Source organism: Gilvimarinus algae, assembly GCF_030518215.1.
GTDB lineage: Bacteria > Pseudomonadota > Gammaproteobacteria > Pseudomonadales > Cellvibrionaceae > Gilvimarinus > Gilvimarinus algae.
The window spans coordinates 194,781-210,224 of record NZ_JAULRT010000060.1; the positions used below are offsets into that span (position 1 = coordinate 194,781).

The window sequence follows — 15,444 nt, forward strand, 5'->3', positions numbered from 1 at the left end:
AAACGAGTGCGACTGTCCATACTGCTGATTGAGGATAACCTCGCCATAGCACGGCAGCTGACCGAGTTTTTAACCGGGCTCGGTTGGGCGGTAGCACATGTTAGTCGCGGCAAAGCCGGTGCCGACAGCGCCATTCGTGATGCCGGCGATTACGATCTCGTACTGCTGGATTTGAATTTACCGGATATGGATGGCTTAGAGGTCTGCCGCCTTATCAAAGGCCAGGCGCCGGTGGTTCTTCCAGTGTTGATGTTGACGGCGCGCGATGCCTTTACCGACAAAGCCGCCGGTTTCGGTCAGGGGGCTGACGATTATCTTGTCAAACCGTTTGATTTTCGCGAGTTGGCGCTGCGCTGTGAGGCGTTGACGCGGCGCGAGCGCTTGCACTCTCATGAGACCATGGACATTGGTGAGTTGCGCCTCAATCTCAGAGAAAAAACCGCCAGCCGCCAGCGACAACCTCTGGCATTAACGCGAGTGGGCTTTGCCGTTTTGCAGGCACTTGCAGAGGCCTATCCGCGTGCGCTGACCCGCTCGCAGTTAATACACAAAGTCTGGCGCTCCGAGCCTCCCGACAGCGATGCGCTGCGCTCCCACATTTACAGCGTACGCCGTGTATTGGACAAACCCTTCGCCCGACCGATGCTGAAAACCATCGTCAATGTTGGCTACAAACTTGAAGTCTACGATGATGATTCGTTCTAGCCTGGCGCGCCGTATCACCCTGCGGTTTGTGGTATTCACCCTGGTGTTATCGCTGGTTTACAGTGCAGCGGCGGTCGTCATCGCCTACATCGCCGAGGACCAGGTTATCGACAACCTTCTAGAGCGTGAGGCGCAAGCTTTGGCCCAGGGTTACACGGCTGCAGGGCAAGAGCCGGTGCCGAGCAGCCCGATGATGCAGTTGTTTATAGCACGCGAAGCACCGCAGTCGTTCAAGGCGCGTATGGGTGAGGCGAGCGCCGGTGAGTTCTCCCTCGAGGGACGCCACTATCATTTCCGCCGAATCCGTTTTGCGCTGGGGGATGCGGGAGTGCTGGTGGCGGATGTGACCGACCTCTTGTCATTTTCCGGTATTCGCAGTGACCTTATATTGATGTCAGTGCTGGCATTGGTGGTCTCGGTGGCCCTGGCCGTCCTATTTGCCTATAGATTGGCGGCTTATACCACTGGCCCCATCCGCAAACTCACCGAGTCGGTATTGCGTTTGTCTCGTCAGTATCAGATTGAGGAGCTCGCCGGTCACAATCGTACCGAGCTGGATGATTTAGTGGCCGTGGTGGAGTACTCGCTGACAAAACTCAATGCATTGCTCGAACGCGAGCAGGCATTTAACAAAGACGTGAGTCACGAGCTGCGCACCCCCTTGACGATTATTCGCAATCAATTGGCGCTGGCAGACTCACGCAATATCCAACCGGGCGATGTGGCACAGATGCAAGAAGCTGTGGCCGATATAGAACGAATCGTGCAGAGTTTATTGGCCCTCGCTCGGGCTGAAACCTCCGAGCGCGAAGTCTTTGAACTCACTGCGGTGATCGAAGAGTCCATCATCGTGAGGGAACCGCGAGCCGCCGGCATCACCGTGACACTGCCCGAGCGCATCATCGTGCAGGGGAATCGGCAGCTGGCCGCACTGGTGATGGGGAATTTGATCGACAATGCGTTGAACCACAGCGCGGATGGCTCGCTGGATATTTTCTATGAAGACGGCCATCTTCGGTTTGCCAATCCCGCCACAAGCCTGCCGACGGGTGACCCCCTGCAGCCGGGTGTTGCGCAGCATGGAAGCCAGGGCATCGGCCAGGGGCTTTATCTGGTGCAGCGAATTTTACAGGCAATGCACTGGCAATGCCGTTTGGAGGTGGCCGACTCCAGGTTCTGCGTATCGGTCGAGCCTACCCCTGGCGGCGACACGCGGTAAAAAACGCTCGCAATTCACACGCATTTCACACCCGATAAATCATCCTGCTCCAGGCTAAACAGGAGGCTGAGATGATTAAGAAAATAGGTAGTGTTGTTCTTGCCGCGTTCGCGGCTTTGTTGATCTTGGGGCTGTGGTTAAGCAGCCTGTTGGAGGACGACTCACACAGGCAGACGCTAGAGCAAACCCGGCCGGAGGCGTTGGCGTATTTGCGCTCGGCTATAATGCCATCACGGGGAAAAATTCTCGCTGTCGTCACCAGTACTGATTCCATGGGGGCAAGTGGACGCTATACAGGATACGAGTTGACCGAACTCGCCAGGGCGTACTATGTGTTTACCGCCAATGGCTTTGAGGTGGATATCGCCAGCCCGGCCGGTGGTGAACCGCCCGCTGTGATCGACACCGACGATATGGGCGCTTATGACTACGCGTTTATTAACGATGCTCAGGCACAGCGCAAGCTCACCCACTCACTGCCATTGGCAGAGGTGAATGGCGATGTCTACGAAGCGGTGTACTTTGTCGGCGGGAAGGGAGCCATGTTTGATTTTCCCGGCAATGGGGCTATTCAGGCATTGGTCCGGCGCTATTTCGAAACGGGAAAAGTGATCGGTGCCGTCTGCCACGGGCCGGCCGCCCTGGTTGAGGTGACATTGTCCAATGGCCGGCCTCTGGTGGAGGGGCGGCGGGTGAGCGGCTTCACCAATGAGGAGGAGCTGTTGCTGATTCCGGGCGCGCGCGAGATATTTCCCTTTCTCTTGCAAGAACAGCTGACAGCGCTGGGTGCCAGATTTTATTCCGGGCCTGTGTACCTGAACACCATCAGCCAGGATAAAAACCTTCTGACCGGACAAAACCCCTGGTCGGTGTGGAGCCTGGCCGAAGCGATGATCAGTCAGCTGGGCTACCGGCCGCTGCCACGGGAGCTGACCGGGGAAGAGCACGCCGTTGCTGTGCTTGAACGCTATGAAACTCTGGGGAATGGCGCAGCGCGTGCCATGCTAACCGAGCTGTCCGAACAGCGCCGGCCGCTGACTCGTAACCTGATTGCCATGCACAGTATCGTGGCGCTTATGCAGCTAAAAGTGGGCAAGGCCATCGATCTGGTTGGCCTGGTTTGGCGCGCCAAACAGTTGGACTTGTCGAGCTGAATATCGAGCCGGGTTTCGCTGCCCGGCTAAAAACCGAGTGGGTATTCAAGCAAGGTAAAGTGCAGTACGTTGACGCTCCAATGGGTCAATAGGGCGGCGCTAAAGCGGCGCGTTAGCGTGTAGACCAGCGCGTAGCAGCCGCCGGCAAACAGAAAGAGCGCAAACGCCGGGTGGGAAGGTGGTGCGTGCGCCAGGGCAAATACCGCGGCACTGATGCCCAGTGCCAACCAGGTGGCGCCGCAGCGCTGAGGGAATAATTTCTCCAGCTGTCTTTGCAGCAGCAGGCGAAAAAAGGCCTCTTCGGCCAGCACGGCAATGGCTAGGTTACAGAAGATAAACACCAGAGCCGCTGCGGGCCATTTCGGTTGCGCGGCAAGATCAAAGATAAAGTGGGCTGTAGCAATAACCGCGAGCGCGAACACCAATGATAGACCAAGGGCTACGGGGAGCGGTCGTTTTGCCCCTGCGCTCCAGAGCCAGAGCAAGGTCAGGTAACCGGCCAGCGCTTTGCCGAGGTTGGCAAACAAACTGAAGTCCAGTTCGCTGTAATCATAAACCAGTGGGTAGTGAAAGCCTGCCGGGCGGAAAATCGCGGTAAAAAATCCCAGTAGCACACAGCCTGCCCATAGCGCGGCAAACAGTAAGCGGCTTAAGTGAGAAGTCGTTGGGGTCAGGCTCAGGGCCGCCAGTCCCGTGCCCATAAGCGTCAGGCTGACGAGGTTGGCCAGAGGCAGCAGCCCCGAGTAACAGAGAGCTATGGCAAGCCATAGTAGGGCAAGACTCAAGCCGAATTTGTGCTTGAGGGAAAAGCTCCGGTGGCAAAGGCGCGAGGATGGTTTGGCCATCATCTTTTCAGCGTTTTGCGTACACCAGGTCCCAGACACCGTGGCCCAGCCGCTCGCCGCGCTTTTCAAACTTGGTAATGGGGCGGTAATCCGGTCGCGGCGAGTAACCGCCATCCGCCTGGGTGTTGCTGTAGCCCTCGGCCGCGTCCATCACTTCTTTCATGTGCTCGGCGTAGTTTTCCCAGTCTGTCGCCAAGTGCAATACACCGCCCGGTTTGAGCTTGCGCAGAATGTGCTGCACGAACTCCGGTTGCACAATACGGCGTTTGTTATGCTTTTTTTTATGCCAAGGGTCGGGAAAATATATCTGCAAACGAGTGAGGCTGTTGTCGGCAATACAGTCACTGAGCACATCGGTGGCGTCTGCCATATACACTTTCAAATTGGTCACACCTGCTTCGCCGGCTGTGTGAATCAGGCGGCCAACGCCCGGCGGGTGAACCTCTATGCCGATAAAGTCCTTATCGGTTTCCTGCTCAGCCATAGTGCGCAGCGAGTCGCCCATGCCAAACCCGATTTCCAGAACCAGCGGCGCCTCGCGGCCAAACGCCTCCCTGGGCTCAATCGGACCACTGAACAAACTGAGACCGTAGACTGGCCAGTAGCGCTCAAAGGCTTTTTTCTGGCCGTCGGTCATGCGTCCGGCGCGGATCACAAAGCTGCGGATGGATTTCTTTTTGTATTCGGGGCGAAATTCTTCGGTCATGGACGGGACTTATTTAACGTGTTTGAAGGCGGCGATAAACAGGCTGATCCAGCCGAGCAAAAAACAAACGCCACCGATGGGTGTGATAGGGCCAAAAAAGCGCAGACCGGTTAGCGCGAGCGCATAGAGGCTGCCGCTGAACAACACGGTGCCGGCGATCATCAGCCAGCCGGACGCGCTCAGCCAGGCACTGCTGAAGTGGCGCAGCAGTAGCGCAATGGCCAGCAGTGCCAGGGCGTGGTACATCTGATATTGTACACCGGTCTCAAAGGCCGACAGCAGCTTGGGGGCAAGTCGCGACTTCAGGCCGTGGGCGGCGAAGGCGCCCAGGCCTACGGCCACAAAGCCGGAGGCCGCTGCCAAAACGAGAAAAATCTTAGCCATCAGAGAGTCCGTGAAAAAGACAGTGACATAAAAAAACCGCGCGGAAGCGCGGTTTTACAGCCCATGTGGCTGGATGCCGATCAGGCGGCCTCAAGCATCATGGTTTTAACTTTTTTCATGGCGTTTTTTTCCAGCTGGCGAATGCGCTCAGCGGAAACACCATACTCGGCAGCCAGATCATGCAGGGTTGCCTTGTCGTCGTTGAGCCAGCGGCGCTGCAGAATCGTTCGGCTGCGCTCGTCCAGTTGCTCCATGGCTTTCTCCAGACCATTGACGCTGGTTTCTTCCCAGTTGGCGGCTTCCAGCTGCAGGGCCGGGTCCTGCCGTCTGTCTTCGAGATAGTGCGCCGGAGCGACGTAGTGGCTGTCTTCATCGTCGCCCTCGGGGGCGTCAAAGGCCGCATCGTAAGAAGACAGGCGACTCTCCATTTCACGTACGTGCTTGACGTCTACGTTCAAATCTTCGGCAACGGCTTTGGCTTCATCGTTGGTGAGCCACGCCAAGCGCTTTTTCGCACCGCGCAGATTGAAGAACAGTTTGCGCTGAGCCTTAGTGGTGGCCACTTTGACGATGCGCCAGTTCTTCAGAATAAACTCGTGAATTTCCGCCTTGATCCAATGCACGGCAAAGGAGACGAGACGCACGCCTTTTTCCGGGTTAAAGCGCTTGACCGCTTTCATCAGGCCGACATTGCCTTCCTGAACCAGATCGCCCAGAGGCAGACCGTAGCCGTTGTAAGAGCGGGCGATGTGTACGACAAAACGCAGGTGCGCCATCACCAGTTGGCGGGCGGCGTCGAGATTGCCGTTGTAGTAAAGGTCTTCAGCGAGAGACTGCTCTTCCTCTACGGATAAGACGGAAAAGCTGCTGACAGCCTGCACATAGGCGTTGAGGTTCGCGCCCGGCGACAGATTCCCCAATGGCTGTAGGCTTGTGCCCATAGTGTCAACTCCCAATAATAACCTTGATACCTCCCGAAGCACCGCCTCGGGGTCGATTAGTCTAGCACTACTGCTTAGAGACTTCCAATAACCTAAAGTTCCCGGTAAACCTCAAAGAAAACAGTGGCTTACCCAACTTAACATTTGTGTGGCGGGTGCCTGCCCAACCCGCGTTGTCGCTACCGGGGTTTGATGGCGGACAAATGCCTGCCCACGGCCAGCCAGGCGCCGGCGAGCCCCACCAGACCGGCGAGCAGCACCAGCTGCGCACTGCTTATAATGTCGAGTCCGCGCAGGCGGAAATCGCTTTGATACAGGCTCGCCAGGCTGGCCACCGGGTCGGACAGCCAGTGCAGGCCGGTCGCGAGCAGCAGTAGCGCTGCAAGGCCCCCACCCAGCCCATACCACAGGCCGGTGTAGAGAAAGGGGCGACGAACATAGGCATCGGTGCCGCCCACGAGCTTAACCACCAGAATTTCCTCCCGCCGGCTCTCGATGGTCAGGCGGATCGTATTGCCAATCACCAGTAACAGGCCGAGTACCAGCAGCAGCGCCAGGAAAAATACGATGCGGCTGGCCAGCTCGATCAGCTGCTCCAGTCGCTGGACCCAGAGCATGTCCAGCCTCGCATCGTCGGTGAGCGGGTTGGCCTGCAACTGTTGCAGCAGCGCCTGCAAGGGTTCGCCCTGGCTGGCGCTCAGGGTGGGCTGGACCAGTAGCACCGCAGGCAGCGGGTTTTCCTCCAGATCATCCAGCACATCGCCCAGGCCAGAGTGCTGGCGAAACTCCTCAAGTGCCTGCTCGGGATTGATCAGCGTGACCTCGGCGACGCCTGTGTGGTTGCCAAGTTGTCGCTGCCACTGCCCGACGGCATCGGCGGCGGCATCGCGTTTGAGAAACACCGAAATCTGGCTGGAATCCTGCCACTGGTAGCCCAGCGAGCGGACATTATCGAGTGCGACAAACAAGGTGGCGGGCAGGGCGGTGGCGATGGCCACCACCAGCCAGGTGAGCAGGCTCTGCAGGGGGGTGCGCAGCAGCCGCAGCAGACTCTCGATGGCGCAGGTGCTGTGGTGGGCCTGCCAGGCCGCCAGGCGGTCGCGCCAATGGGTTTTGCTCTGCACCGCGCCCTGCGGGCGCGAGTGGCTGCGTTGATTGGCCCGCGCCGCCCGAGTCATGACGGGTTACCACCTGCCAGTACGCGGCCGTGCTCAAGGCTCATGACCCGCTTGTTCATTCGCTGGGTGAGCTCGATATCGTGAGTGGCAATCATCAGGGTCATGCCCAGTTCATTAAACTGGCGAAACAGCGTCATGATCTCGGCGGACAAATCCGGGTCCAGGTTGCCCGTGGGCTCATCGGCCAGTACCAGCGCCGGTTTGTTCACCACGGCCCGGGCAATGCCTACGCGCTGCTGTTCACCACCGGAGAGGGTAATAGGCTTGAGCTTTTCCTTGTGCAGCAGGCCGACTTTGTCCAGCGCCGCGCGTACGCGCCGGCCGATGTCCGCGGTCTGAAACCCCGCCACCTGGAGGGGCAGAGCCACATTGTCAAAGACGCTGCGGTCAAACAGCAGCTGGTGGTTTTGAAACACCACGCCTATGTCCCGGCGGTAGTGAGCAATGCCGTTGCCGCGAATGCGCTCGGTGTTGCGCCCACCGACAATAACCTGTCCGCTGGTGGGCCGCTCCATCAGCATGATTAACTTCATCAGGGTGCTTTTGCCGGCCCCGGAGTGGCCGGTGAGAAACACCATCTCGCCGCGCTCAATGTGGAAATCCACCCGGCTCAAGGCCTCCTGCCCGGTGTCGTAGCGCTTGCTGACCCCGTGGAAACGAATCACCGGTTAAACAGGGCCTCCACAAAGTCCCGGGCGGCGAAGGGCTGCAGATCGTCGATGCCCTCGCCCACGCCAATAAAGCGCACCGGCAGGCCAAACTGTTTGGTGAGCGCGAAAATCACGCCGCCCTTGGCGGTGCCGTCGAGCTTGGTCAGCGCCAAGCCGGTAACGCCGGCCGATTCAATAAAGTGCTTGGCCTGGCTAACGGCGTTCTGGCCGGTGCCGGCATCCAGCACCAACAGAGTTTCATGCGGCGCGCTGGCGTCCAGTTTACCCATCACTCGGCGTACTTTCGCCAGTTCGTCCATCAGGTGGTCTTTGTTGTGCAGTCGGCCGGCGGTATCGGCGATGACCACATCGACACCGCGGGCCTGGGCGGCCTGCACCGCATCAAAAATCACCGAGGCGCTATCGGCGCCAGTGTGCTGAGCGATAACCGGTACGTTATTGCGTTCGCCCCAAATCTGCAGCTGCTCCACGGCGGCGGCGCGAAAGGTGTCCCCGGCGGCGAGCATGACTGACTTGCCCTGACTTTGCAGGCGCTTGGCCAGCTTGCCGATGGTGGTGGTTTTGCCCACGCCATTGACACCGACAATTAAGATCACAAAAGGCTGCGTTTCGGTATGAACCACCAGCGGCTGCTCGGCGGGTTTGAGCAGCTCGCCCAGCGAGGTCTTAAGCGCGTCGAACAGTGCATCGGGGTCGGCCAGCTGCTTGCGCGCCACCCGGTCGGTGAGGTCATCAATAATCTGCTCCGTCGCCTCCATGCCCACGTCAGCCACCAGCAGCTGCGATTCAATGTCCTCGAGCAGCTCGTCGTCGATTTCCTTTTTTCCCAAAAAGAGGTTGCCGAGCCCCTCGGAAAAGTTGCTGCTGGTGCGGCTCAGGCCGCGCTTGATTCGGTTGAAAAAGCCCTCTTTGGCCGGCGCTTCGGGCGCTTGGTTGTCGACGGCGGCCGGTTGTTCGGCGGGCGCCTCGGAGATGTCCTGTACCGGCTCTTGCGCCTGCGCCTCGCTGCTTTCAGGGGCGTCTTTCTTAAAGCGTTTAAAAAACATGGGGCGTTGGTAACCCTTATCGCTGACAAATAAAGGCGCTATCCTACCACTTCTCAAGACGCTGGAGAGAGACAGGTGGCCAATTCCCGCGCCCGCGCGAACAAATCCGCAAACCCGCCGCCAAGGCTCAGAATCATTGGTGGGCGCCACCGCGGTCGCAAGCTGCCCATCGCCGATGTGCCGGGGCTTCGCCCGACCGGCGACCGCATACGCGAGACACTCTTCAACTGGCTGGCGCCGCACTTGCCGGGTGCCCGGGTATTGGATCTGTTCGCCGGCTCCGGGGCGCTCGGCCTTGAGGCGGTCTCCCGCGGTGCCGGGGAAGTGGTTTTGTGCGAGCTGGACTCAAGAGCCGCCGAGCACATCGCACAGGCGCTGACGCTCTTGCAGGCGGCCAATGCCCGCTTGCAACAAGGCGACGCTCTGGCGTTGCTGCGCCGCGCGCCTCACCAGAGCTTTGAGATTGTGTTTATCGACCCGCCGTTTGCCGCAGGGCTCTGGCAGGCCTGCATTGATTTGCTCGAGCCCTGGCTGGCCCCGGGTGCCCTGGTCTATATTGAGTCGGACACCGAGGCGGTGTACCGGGTGCCCGAGCACTGGCGCAGTCACCGGGACAAACGCACCGGCCGCGTGCACTATTGCCTGTACCGGGTGGAAACTGCAGAGTGATTTTTGTAGTATCCGCCCCCACAAGTCGCCAAACGAGAAAAACACTATGCGCAAGGTCGTGTATCCGGGTACCTTCGACCCCATTACCAATGGCCACAAGGATCTGGTGGAGCGCGCCTGCCGTCTCTTTGATCATGTGATCGTCGCCGTGGCGGCCAGCACCCGCAAGCAACCGCTGTTTGATCTGGAAGCCCGCGTGGCCCTGACGCGCCAGACGCTGGCGCACCTGGACAATGTTGAGGTTTGCGGCTTTGACAACTTGCTGGTGGAGTTTGTCCACGATCGTGGCGCCCATGGTGTTTTGCGCGGACTGCGGGCCGTGTCCGACTTTGAATACGAGTTTCAGCTGGCGAATATGAACCGGGCGCTGGATCCGCGCATGGAGAGTTTGTTTCTGACGCCCGCCGAGCATTTGTCCTACATATCCTCATCCATCGTGCGCGAAATTGCCGCTCTTGGTGGCGATGTCAGCAAGTTCGTGACGCCTGAGGTGCAGCAGGCGCTGAAGGAAAAGTTTGCGTAGGGTCTGCTAACAGGTCTTAGCTCTCAGGCAAGGGCGCCAGAGAAATGCGCCGGTAGTCGCTGAATTTTTCCATCAAGGCTCCGTAGTGCGTCTCAAAAAGTGCATCCAGCGAGCCATCCTCCTGGGCGTTTTTCAGCCCGTACGCCAGCCTCTCGGCCAGCTCGGGCCGGTTGACGCTGACCTGCAGGTACACCGGTAGCGGGTAGTCGATGATCAGGTTGTCGACGATAGCCAGCTGGTCGGCCATCCCCGAGTGTTCCAGCGCAGACTCGGCCTCAAGCATTCCCAGTGGCAGGTAATCAAAGCGCTGATGCAGCAGCATGTTGAACAGCTGCGTGGTGTCGGCGCCGGTGGTATAAGCCAGTCCGTTGTGTTCAAAGAAGTGCTTGTCGATCCAGTCAAAACCAATGCCCGCCGACTTTTGCTGCAGTTGCTCAAGGGTGCGTATCTGATTGAATTCGGCCAGCCGATCGCGTCTGACGATGGCAAGCCGCTGGCCGAGGGTGCCCTTGAGCAGCGGTACCGGAATCACAATCAAGGGTTGCTGAGTCGACTCCACCTGAAAGCTCATCTTTGGTGCCGAAACTGCGTTGATGGTCTCGCCGACAAAGAGGCTGCGCAGCGCCCGCGAGCGGCTGTAAATGGTGGTGTGAACATCCAGGCTGTAATCGCCATAGCGGTCGCGACTTTTCTCAAGCGCCAGGCGGGTGATGGCCGTTTCGTGCTCAACACGGCTCTGGGTCATGCTGCCCATAGACAGGACAACCCGGTCGATGGCTGCTGGTAATGTGTCACCAGCGGCGAGGCCGACCTGGGAGAGCACGGGCAGAGTGCAGCTCAGCAGGGCGTGCGCAAAGCGCTGGCGCAGAGAGTGGGTGATCACAGGTCAATCCGTTGTCAGGTCGGTATTTTTATTCGCTAGCTCAAGTTTACTGCATTGCCCCGGCTCGCGCGAGGCGAAGAACCTCGGGCGCCGGGCGTTGACCGCTCATAGGGTGAAGGCGCGCACGCTTATCCGCCATTGAAACCGGTTACAGGTTGGTGCATTATCCCCGCCTGCCGATACAATGCCCTCCCGGAAAAAGAGCAATGATCATGAGCCATGAGTTAACCGCCCAAACAGACCGCTTGCAGCACTGGCTGCAACACGAGGCTTTGCCCCTGTGGCGTGAGCGCGGTATTCACCCTGAGTTGGGTGCCAGCGTCGAGCGTCTGCTCGCCGATGGCTCGGTGGACGAGGCGGCCAACACCCGGGTGCGGGTGCAGGCGCGCCAGGCGTTTTTCTTTACCGCCTGCGAAGACCTCGGCTGGTGCTCGCAGGGGACTGCCATCGGCCGTCGTATGCTGGCGTTTGTCGAACAAAATGCGGCGCATCCCACCGCCGGTGGTGGCTTTACTCATCTGTTGGACCCGGACTTTGCGGTGATTGATCAGCGCCAGGACTTGTACGACCACGCCTTTTTTCTTCTGGCTTATGCCTGGCAGTACCGCGTGAGCGGTGAGGCGCGCGCACTGCAAAGCGCCCACGATCTACTCGCCCATTTTGATCGCGCTTTTGCGGCGGACAACGGCGGTTGGTTGGAGGGTGACTATCCGTTTAGCTGGCGCCGGCAAAACCCGCACATGCATTTGTTTGAAGCCTTTATGGCGCTCTACGAGGCCAGCGGCGAAACAGTCTGGCTCGCGCGCGCCGGGGACATGTATCAGCTGTTTCAAAGCGTCTTTTTCAGCCCGCAAGAGGGTGTTTTGTTTGAGTTTTTCAATCGCGACTGGTCGTTGGCGCCGGACGATGCCGGGCAGGTGGTCGAGCCCGGGCACATGATGGAGTGGGTCTGGCTGCTCGACTGGTACGCCCGCTTGAGCGGCGAGGACGTCTCGGCGTCTATTGAGCGGCTCTACCGCCGGGGCCTCGAACTGGGACTTGCGGATTCCGGCCTGGTCTACGACTCGGTCAGGCCAGACGGCACTGTGTTGCAGGCGACCAAGCGCTGCTGGGGGCTGACGGAGCTAATCAAGGCCTCGCTGGTCATGGCTGCGCGAGGTGAGCCTGAAGCGCAGACGCGGGCAGCCGACTCGGTGGCCGCCCTGTTCGATTACTACCTTTGCGCCAGCACGCCCGGCAGTTATGTGGATCAGCGCGGCGGCGCGGATGAGGTGGTCGTCGATACCGCGCCCGCGAGCACCCTCTATCACTTGCTGGTGCTGATGCAAGAGTTGTTGCGCTACCGAAGCGGGGCTTAATCTTTGCACGGTACCCCTGTGCTTTTACGGATTACAAACTCCGCAGGCAGCACGTTTTCTTCCTGGGCCAGTTCTTCGCCTTCGATCAGTCGCAGCAGCATGTCCATGGCCAGTTTGCCGATTTCCTCGGCCGGCTGGGCGACGGTGGTCAGGCTCGGGTCGCAGTAGCGCGCGTAGCTGATGTCGTCAAAGCCGGTAACGGAAATATCCTCGGGGACGCGCAGGCCGTGCGATTTCAGCGTTTGAATAGCGCCTATGGCCATCTCATCATTCATGCAGAAAATCGCGGTGGGGCGCTCGGTCATGGTACAGAACTGCTTGGCGCTGTTCAGGCCCGACCAAGTGGTGAAGTCGCCCTCGGCCACCAGCGATTTATCAAAGGCAATATCGGCGCCGGCCAATGCTTCTTTGTAGCCCGCCAGGCGGTCGATGGTGTGGGGGTTGTCTTTCAGTCCGGAGATAACCCCGATGCGCTTGTGACCGAGAGAGATTAAGTAGTCGACCACGGCTTTGGCGGCGCCGCGATTGTCGATGCGCACCCGCGGGCCTTTTGTCGACTCGCAGCCACAGGCATTGACGCAAACCACCCCTTCGGGCATGTAGGAAGATTGCTTTTCCGGTTCGTCCGGGCGCAGCTGAATGACCCCGTCGGCCAGGCGGGTTTCCACCCGGCGGATGTATTCTTTTTCCCGCTCTAAAATGCCGCGGGTATCGCCCAGTAGCACGGCGTAGCCTTTTTGCTGGGCGCGATCTTCAATGGAGCGAATTACCTGAGAGAAAAAGGGGTTGGTGATGTCCGGCACCAGCACCACCACGGCGTAGCTCTTGGCCGAGCGGAAGCTGCGCGCCAGCATATTGGGCCGGTAACCCACTTTGTCGATCGCGCTGTGCACCTTGTTCAGACTGGTTTGTGAAACCTTGTCTGGATCGCTCAGTGCGCGGGAGACAGTGGCGACGGACACGCCGGCTTCGCGCGCTACATCTCGGATATTGGACACTCTTTTCTCTCTTTTGTCGTTCTGTCAGGCGGAATGGCGATACTAGCACACCGCCTGACAGGGCATAAGTGGATAAAAGTGCTGGAAAACCGATCTGTAATCGGTTACATTGCGCTTCTTTTCCGGCGTAAATCCGGTACAAAAGAACCTGCGCCATGGGCGAGAAGTCGTGGCCCTAAAGTGCCACTTGGCAATATTGGGCAAACAGTGCGGTTGAGACCGATGGCAGGCGCCTTGCGCAATCGATCTCAACAGACCCTAGAATAAAACGGACAACAGCATGCAACTCGCTTTTATCGATGTGGTGGTGATCCTCGGTTATATCTTGGCCACCATTGTCATTGGCTTCTGGATTTCCAGTCGCGCCTCCAAAAATATTCGCAGTTACTTTCTCGGTGGCAACAAGCTCCGCTGGTATACCCTCGGGTTATCCAATGCCTCAGGGATGTTTGATATCTCGGGCACCATGTGGCTGGTGTACCTGCTGTTTGTCTACGGTCTATCCAGTGTCTATATCCCTTGGCTTTGGCCGGTGTTTAACCAGATCTTCCTCATGGTGTTTCTCTCGGTGTGGTTGCGCCGTTCGGGTGTGCTGACCGGCGCCGAGTGGATCACCTTCCGCTTTGGTGAGGGCACCGGTGCCAAGTTGTCCCATCTCATCGTGGTGCTCTTTGCGCTGGTCAATGTGGTGGGGTTTCTCGCCTACGGTTTTATCGGCATCGGCAAGTTCGCCTCGGTGTTCTTGCCCTGGGAGCTGTCCTCCGACCCCACCACCAACGATATTTATTACGGCTTGATCATCACCGCGCTGACCACCGTGTACGTGGTCAAAGGCGGTATGTTCTCGGTGGTGTTTACCGAGGTCTTGCAGTTTTTCATTATGACCGTCGCCTGCATCGCCGTGGGGGTGATTGCCATGCAAAAGGTCTCGCCCGAGATGTTGGCCGCCGTGGTCCCCGCCGACTGGACGAGCCTCGCCTTTGGCTGGGATCTCAATCTCGATTGGTCCGGTACTCTGGATGCGGCCAACACCAAAATTCTCGAGGACGGCTACTCGCCCTTTACCATTTTTGTGATGCTGGTGCTGTTCTCGGGTGTGCTAAAGAGCCTGATGGGGCCGGCGCCCAACTACGATATGCAGCGCATTCTCTCGGCGCGCACACCCACCGAGGCGGCCAGAATGAGCGGCTTTGTCAATGTCGCGCTCTTCTTCCCGCGCTATATGCTTATCGCCGGTTTAACCATTCTGGCGCTGGTGTTCTTTATGGATGAGCTCGACGCCATGGGCCCGGCGGTGGACTTTGAGCAGGTCCTACCCTTTGCCATGAAAAACTTCGTGCCCCCCGGTTTGCTCGGCCTGCTCATCGCCGGTTTGCTGGCGGCGTTTATGTCGACCTTTGCCGCGACCACCAACGCCGCGCCGGCCTATGTGGTCAACGACATTTACAAGCGCTACATCCGCCCCGACGCCGAGGCGCGCGACTACGTCAAAGTCAGCTACATCGTCTCGGTGGTATTTGTGGTCTTGGGGGTAATCATCGGTTTGTTTATCCCCTCACTCAACACCATTATCCAGTGGATTGTCAGTGCCTTTTACGGCGCCTACACAGCCTCCAATGTGCTCAAGTGGTTCTGGTGGCGCTTTAACGGTGTCGGCTATTTTTGCGGCATGCTGGCGGGGCTGGTGATGCTTATTCTTATTCAGTTGGCGCAGTGGCTGTTTGGACTTGATCTGGCGCCGGTGTACGCCTTCCCGTGGATTTTTGCCGGTTGCCTGGGCACCTGCATTATCGCCTCCTTGCTGTCGCCCGCCGATGACATGCAGGTGCTGAAAACCTTTTACGTGCGTGTGCGCCCCTGGGGTTTTTGGGGGGCGGTGTATCGCGAGGTGCTGAAAGAACACCCCGAGTTGTCGCGCAACCGCGAGTTTGGCCGCGACTGCGCCAATGTGCTGGTGGGTATTATCTGGCAAACCGCCATGGTGGCGGCCCCCATTTTTATGGTAATTCAGCACTGGTTTGAGTTTGCAGTTGCCGTGGCTGTGGTGGCCCTGTGCAGCTTGTTTTTATGGAAATTTTGGTGGTGCAACTTGCGGGACTATCCCGCAGACACGCCGCAGGAGTATTTGCCGAAACCGGCAGCCGACTAGCCCGGCCGCCTGGCG

The 15,444-nt window shown here is 58.8% G+C and carries 16 protein-coding genes; 7 read left to right on the forward strand and 9 right to left on the reverse strand.

The genetic code is table 11. From position 1 onward, the window contains the following. Positions 1–6: 6 nt before the first annotated feature. The 3 genes from QWI16_RS13525 (at position 7) to QWI16_RS13535 (ending at position 3,078) form a co-directional block, all read left to right on the forward strand. Complete coding sequence (locus QWI16_RS13525) at positions 7–705, forward strand: response regulator transcription factor (RefSeq protein WP_302713956.1); 699 nt, start codon at positions 7–9, stop codon at positions 703–705. Further along, positions 689–1,924: a sensor histidine kinase gene (locus QWI16_RS13530; RefSeq protein WP_302713958.1), complete on the forward strand. Its 1,236-nt coding sequence runs from the start codon at positions 689–691 to the stop codon at positions 1,922–1,924. The genes QWI16_RS13525 and QWI16_RS13530 overlap by 17 nt, the downstream gene beginning before the upstream one ends. Before the next feature lie 71 nt (positions 1,925–1,995). Further along, positions 1,996–3,078: a type 1 glutamine amidotransferase domain-containing protein gene (locus tag QWI16_RS13535; protein WP_302713960.1), complete on the forward strand. Its 1,083-nt coding sequence runs from the start codon at positions 1,996–1,998 to the stop codon at positions 3,076–3,078. Positions 3,079–3,104: 26 nt separating this feature from the next. On the opposite strand, the gene QWI16_RS13540 is transcribed toward QWI16_RS13535, so the two are convergent. The 7 genes from QWI16_RS13540 to ftsY all read right to left on the reverse strand — a co-directional run bounded on the left by QWI16_RS13540 (position 3,105) and on the right by ftsY (position 8,849). Beyond that, positions 3,105–3,926, reverse strand: a complete 822-nt coding sequence (locus QWI16_RS13540; RefSeq protein WP_302713962.1) for a CPBP family intramembrane glutamic endopeptidase — start codon at positions 3,924–3,926, stop codon at positions 3,105–3,107. Between the two features lie 4 nt (positions 3,927–3,930). After that, positions 3,931–4,629 carry a tRNA (guanosine(46)-N7)-methyltransferase TrmB gene (gene trmB / locus QWI16_RS13545; RefSeq protein WP_302713964.1) on the reverse strand — a complete coding sequence of 233 codons (699 nt, stop codon included), beginning with the start codon at positions 4,627–4,629 and terminating at the stop codon, positions 3,931–3,933. Between the two features lie 9 nt (positions 4,630–4,638). Continuing rightward, positions 4,639–5,013, reverse strand: coding sequence for a DUF423 domain-containing protein (locus tag QWI16_RS13550; RefSeq protein ID WP_302713966.1), 375 nt, complete (start codon positions 5,011–5,013; stop codon positions 4,639–4,641). 80 nt (positions 5,014–5,093) lie between these two features. Beyond that, positions 5,094–5,954 (reverse strand): RNA polymerase sigma factor RpoH, encoded by an 861-nt coding sequence (rpoH, locus tag QWI16_RS13555; protein ID WP_302713968.1) that lies wholly within the window; start codon positions 5,952–5,954, stop codon positions 5,094–5,096. A 179-nt stretch (positions 5,955–6,133) separates the two neighbouring features. Continuing rightward, positions 6,134–7,132 carry a permease-like cell division protein FtsX gene (ftsX, locus tag QWI16_RS13560; RefSeq protein ID WP_302713970.1) on the reverse strand — a complete coding sequence of 333 codons (999 nt, stop codon included), beginning with the start codon at positions 7,130–7,132 and terminating at the stop codon, positions 6,134–6,136. Next, positions 7,129–7,797 (reverse strand): cell division ATP-binding protein FtsE, encoded by a 669-nt coding sequence (ftsE, locus tag QWI16_RS13565; RefSeq protein WP_302713972.1) that lies wholly within the window; start codon positions 7,795–7,797, stop codon positions 7,129–7,131. Before ftsE ends, ftsX begins: the two co-directional genes overlap by 4 nt. Beyond that, the gene (gene ftsY / locus QWI16_RS13570) at positions 7,794–8,849 is read right to left on the reverse strand and encodes a signal recognition particle-docking protein FtsY (protein WP_302713973.1); all 1,056 of its coding nucleotides are present in this window, start codon (positions 8,847–8,849) and stop codon (positions 7,794–7,796) included. Before ftsY ends, ftsE begins: the two co-directional genes overlap by 4 nt. 75 nt (positions 8,850–8,924) lie before the next feature. On the opposite strand from ftsY, the gene rsmD reads away from it, so the two are divergent. Both rsmD and coaD read left to right on the forward strand, forming a co-directional pair. Then, positions 8,925–9,518 carry a 16S rRNA (guanine(966)-N(2))-methyltransferase RsmD gene (gene rsmD, locus QWI16_RS13575; protein WP_302713975.1) on the forward strand — a complete coding sequence of 198 codons (594 nt, stop codon included), beginning with the start codon at positions 8,925–8,927 and terminating at the stop codon, positions 9,516–9,518. Positions 9,519–9,564: 46 nt separating this feature from the next. Further along, complete coding sequence (gene coaD / locus QWI16_RS13580) at positions 9,565–10,041, forward strand: pantetheine-phosphate adenylyltransferase (protein WP_302713976.1); 477 nt, start codon at positions 9,565–9,567, stop codon at positions 10,039–10,041. 16 nt (positions 10,042–10,057) lie between these two features. Here coaD and QWI16_RS13585 read toward each other — a convergent pair whose 3' ends face one another. Beyond that, positions 10,058–10,924, reverse strand: coding sequence for a transporter substrate-binding domain-containing protein (locus QWI16_RS13585; RefSeq protein WP_302713977.1), 867 nt, complete (start codon positions 10,922–10,924; stop codon positions 10,058–10,060). Positions 10,925–11,136: 212 nt separating this feature from the next. Here QWI16_RS13585 and QWI16_RS13590 point away from each other — a divergent pair, with 212 nt between their 5' ends. After that, positions 11,137–12,282, forward strand: a complete 1,146-nt coding sequence (locus tag QWI16_RS13590) for an AGE family epimerase/isomerase (protein WP_302713978.1) — start codon at positions 11,137–11,139, stop codon at positions 12,280–12,282. Here the strand turns inward: QWI16_RS13590 and QWI16_RS13595 are convergent. Further along, a complete protein-coding gene (locus QWI16_RS13595) occupies positions 12,279–13,280 on the reverse strand; it encodes a LacI family DNA-binding transcriptional regulator (protein ID WP_302713979.1) in 1,002 nt (333 codons plus the stop codon). The genes QWI16_RS13590 and QWI16_RS13595 overlap by 4 nt on opposite strands. Before the next feature lie 280 nt (positions 13,281–13,560). On the opposite strand from QWI16_RS13595, the gene QWI16_RS13600 reads away from it, so the two are divergent. Further along, on the forward strand, positions 13,561–15,429 hold the full coding sequence (locus QWI16_RS13600; RefSeq protein WP_302713980.1) for a sodium:solute symporter family protein: 1,869 nt from the start codon (positions 13,561–13,563) through the stop codon (positions 15,427–15,429). The last annotated feature ends 15 nt before the right edge of the window (positions 15,430–15,444 follow it).

Excerpts from the sequence above, each read along its gene's own strand:
- QWI16_RS13530 (WP_302713958.1), top strand. The coding sequence starts at position 689 with ATGATGATTCGTTCTAGCCTGGCGCGCCGTATCACCCTGCGGTTTGTG.
- QWI16_RS13535 (WP_302713960.1), top strand. The coding sequence starts at position 1,996 with ATGATTAAGAAAATAGGTAGTGTTGTTCTTGCCGCGTTCGCGGCTTTG.
- QWI16_RS13540 (WP_302713962.1), bottom strand. The coding sequence starts at position 3,926 with ATGATGGCCAAACCATCCTCGCGCCTTTGCCACCGGAGCTTTTCCCTC.
- trmB (WP_302713964.1), bottom strand. The coding sequence starts at position 4,629 with ATGACCGAAGAATTTCGCCCCGAATACAAAAAGAAATCCATCCGCAGC.
- QWI16_RS13550 (WP_302713966.1), bottom strand. The coding sequence starts at position 5,013 with ATGGCTAAGATTTTTCTCGTTTTGGCAGCGGCCTCCGGCTTTGTGGCC.
- rpoH (WP_302713968.1), bottom strand. The coding sequence starts at position 5,954 with ATGGGCACAAGCCTACAGCCATTGGGGAATCTGTCGCCGGGCGCGAAC.
- ftsX (WP_302713970.1), bottom strand. The coding sequence starts at position 7,132 with ATGACTCGGGCGGCGCGGGCCAATCAACGCAGCCACTCGCGCCCGCAG.
- ftsY (WP_302713973.1), bottom strand. The coding sequence starts at position 8,849 with ATGTTTTTTAAACGCTTTAAGAAAGACGCCCCTGAAAGCAGCGAGGCG.
- coaD (WP_302713976.1), top strand. The coding sequence starts at position 9,565 with ATGCGCAAGGTCGTGTATCCGGGTACCTTCGACCCCATTACCAATGGC.
- QWI16_RS13590 (WP_302713978.1), top strand. The coding sequence starts at position 11,137 with ATGAGCCATGAGTTAACCGCCCAAACAGACCGCTTGCAGCACTGGCTG.
- QWI16_RS13600 (WP_302713980.1), top strand. The coding sequence starts at position 13,561 with ATGCAACTCGCTTTTATCGATGTGGTGGTGATCCTCGGTTATATCTTG.